The sequence below is a fragment of the Paenibacillus campinasensis genome (assembly GCF_002272015.1).
Taxonomy (GTDB): domain Bacteria; phylum Bacillota; class Bacilli; order Paenibacillales; family Paenibacillaceae; genus Paenibacillus_AQ; species Paenibacillus_AQ campinasensis.
The window spans coordinates 1-473 of sequence record NZ_NPBY01000143.1; the positions used below are offsets into that span (position 1 = coordinate 1).

The window sequence follows — 473 nt, forward strand, 5'->3', positions numbered from 1 at the left end:
TTTCACTACATTCAGAAATACATACAATTTTTATAATTGGTTATGGAGAAGTACATAAAGCCTTAGGGTTAAGCGCAAATTTTGATTTAGAAACAGCAATTGAAAATGCTTTGGAAGAAACCTTTCAAACTTTTGCTGACAGTTGGACAAAGAATTATATCAATGAGGTTTCAAGTCGTATCTCTCAGAACAATGAGTTATACATGGATTATTATAGAAATATCTCAATTGAACAATTCGTTAATGAATACCACTTTTTATGGGAGCATGGAAATGAAATAGATGAGGGAGTTTATAATAAAAAAAGATGCGAGGTTGATTTCTCTAAATCTATAGAGGCGATTTCATACGATCTTAATATTATTCCTTATTGTACCTACATACCTTGTTTTACTGACAATTTCAAAACGAAAATTGTTAAAGTATTTTCACCCAATGGTTATCCTCATATGTATCCAAAGATTTTCACAGAA

General features: G+C 30.2%; 1 protein-coding gene. It reads left to right on the plus strand.

Annotated elements, in window-relative coordinates; all coding sequences use genetic code 11:
- On the plus strand, positions 1 to 473 hold a 473-nt coding region (locus CHH67_RS26425), incomplete at both ends, for a hypothetical protein (protein ID WP_179292228.1).